2 protein-coding genes and 1 pseudogene are annotated in these 2,369 nt (G+C 54.7%); 1 reads left to right on the top strand and 2 read right to left on the bottom strand.

What is annotated here, in order from left to right; translation table 11 throughout:
• Nucleotides 1-1,214, top strand: a 1,214-nt coding sequence (locus N5096_RS11560; protein ID WP_267664872.1) for a CAP domain-containing protein, incomplete at its 5' end; no start/stop codon positions are given.
• Nucleotides 1,215-1,717: 503 nt separating this feature from the next.
• On the opposite strand, the gene N5096_RS11555 is transcribed toward N5096_RS11560, so the two are convergent.
• A complete protein-coding gene (locus N5096_RS11555) occupies nucleotides 1,718-1,912 on the bottom strand; it encodes a hypothetical protein (RefSeq protein WP_267664871.1) in 195 nt (64 codons plus the stop codon).
• Between the two features lie 7 nt (nucleotides 1,913-1,919).
• Nucleotides 1,920-2,299: pseudogene (locus tag N5096_RS16525) on the bottom strand (tyrosine-type recombinase/integrase); the annotation flags it as partial.
• Nucleotides 2,300-2,369: the final 70 nt, after the last annotated feature.

Below are 2,369 nucleotides of genomic sequence, written 5' to 3'. Positions count from 1 at the left end.
CGGTGCCCTTGTCCTCTTCGACTCCACAGCGACAGCTCAACAGTATCAACAATCTCCTACAGAAGAGCGTTTGTACAGAACATCGGCTCCCTGAAGCTCATGACTGTCAGGAGCTCAAGCTTGAACAGGCACAGCGGGCGCTAAAACGCGAGGCGGATGAGGACGCTGGGCCTTGGTTTAAAGACGGGTTTGAGTTATCAAACGTCGAGGAGTCACACACAGAGGATCGTACCACGACACACCCAGCCGATGAACCTGCGGAGCCGACAGATGAATGTGAAACGTGTGAGACGGAACTCCTCGAGCATGAGGCTGCGGGGTGCCCGTACTGCGAGAAGGTCTTCTGTGGAGAACACCTTGCTGACCACCGAGCGGACTGCTTCAATCCGCCGGCCCAAGATAACGTAAGTGGCGACTCAAACAGAGCGCTTGATGTAGGCAGCTCGCCAGATGTAGCTCCGGATGGATCAGTAGTTCGTGATACTTCAGCGCAAACACAGGGACCAGAAGCCGAAAATAGCGATTCAATCCGAGTGAAAGGCTTTTTTCGCCTATTAATTGGTGTGCCGACAGGGATAGCTTCGAGAGTGGCTGGCACGACAAAAGCGTCATTTCGGCATCCAGCGACAGCCATCTGGAACATAACGAAGGTCACTCTGTTACTCGGCATAGTTGTGGTACTCGCTGGGCAGGCGGGGTTCGGGCCTGTCAATTCCTCTCCTGGAGAGCTTGCTTCGCCGGTGGTTGACGCGGCCACAAACGCGACCGACCCCGCAGAGATAGACGAGCAGCAGGTCGAGAAACTTGTACGAGAAGGAATCAACGAGCGGCGAGCCGATCACGGATTAGCCAGCCTCTCGTCATCAACAAGCCTACAAGAACAAGCCCGATTACACAGCGAAGATATGGTTGGTCACGATGAGTTAGCACACGACCTTCCCGGCTCAACTACGGAGCAACGGCTCACCGTGGCGAGCTGTGATGCTGGTGGAGAAAATATCGCCCAAACGTGGTATCAAGAACAAGTGGATACGGTAGAAGGGCAAAAGTACATCGGCGATGAAGAGGAACTTGCTGAATCACTCGTAACACAGTGGATGAACTCACCACCACACCGTGAAAACATCCTTCGAGAAGGGTGGTCGGAAACTGGTGTCGGGATCGAACTCACCGATGACGACAAAGTCTACGCCACACAGCTATTCTGTGCATGATTCTTCAGCACCTATCTTACTCCCTCGGAGAGATAGAGAGGTGCGAAAAGAACACCTCCGCGACCGTGTTGCCCGACCTAAAAATCCGCTTGAACCGCGAGAAATCGAGTAGTTCTACTTGTTCGGCAGTTCCCGCTTCCCATCTCTCACGCACCGCCAACAGGGGAAGTCGCCGGATAGTCCCGCACAGTCACACTCCTCGGATTCCTCCGCATTGAGGGGGAGCCGAATCTTTGGAAGTGTTGTCGGTAACAGCTCCCACGTCAGCGCGGAGTCGATCTTCCAACGTCTGCCGGGTGATTTCTCCACCTTCGACCTGGGGGTTGGGCAGTCAACAGCGGCTTGTAGAATTACCGGGCCGCCGATCGTCGCCAGCGCGACCTTGTGCTTACAGTCGTACTTCTCGTTGTGCTTGTCTGCCGGACACTCACACTCCGCCGAAACGAGACGCCGTTGCGGTCTTCGAAAACATTCCAAGCATCCCAAGTGAGCTGAGTTTTGCGTTACGAGAAAAGCTCGGTCGGCTGGCCGCTACCGTTTAACTCCTCGTGCTGTTCCTCTTCCCATTCTATCTCCCCCTCAATGCGTCCTAATATGGAAGACGCGTGGCTACGATCCTCAGAATCTCGATCCTTGGAGTCGACTATCTTCTCCATTTCGTGTTCGAGGAAGACAAGCTGACGGAGAGTGAGGTTCATAATAGTGTTACCCCATTCGATCAAGCGCGTCTCGCCGATCTTCGTTCGGAACTTGGTCGTATTTCATCGTCGTGGACGTTTCCTTGTGACGCAGTTGCGACTGAGCCGCTGCGAGTCCTTCCTCTCGGGCCATGTACGTTCCCGTCGAGGACGGATAGCGTACCACGTCACATCCCGCTGGACGCCTGCAAGCTCCGAGATACTGTCCATGAGGTAGCGGAGGGAAGACGCTTTGTACTGGTTCGCGTGGCGAGTGAGCCAAAGGCGATCGGTGTCGTCGTACTTCTCGTACATCTCACGCTCTTCCAGCCAGCGGGCAAGGTACTCTGCCGTCTCTTCTCGGATACTGACCGTCCAGTTCTCTACGCCCTTTGAGGACTCTTCTTTCTGCTGTGTTGAATAGATGCTGAGTCACGGTTACAGCGGCTCACACAGTGGTTCTATGTTGGTGATGGCG

The organism is Halorubrum yunnanense (genome assembly GCF_026586675.1).
GTDB classification, from domain to species: Archaea; Halobacteriota; Halobacteria; order Halobacteriales; family Haloferacaceae; genus Halorubrum; species Halorubrum yunnanense.
Note: the sequence above shows the minus strand (reverse complement) of the source record. Positions and strands in the feature narration are given on the sequence as shown.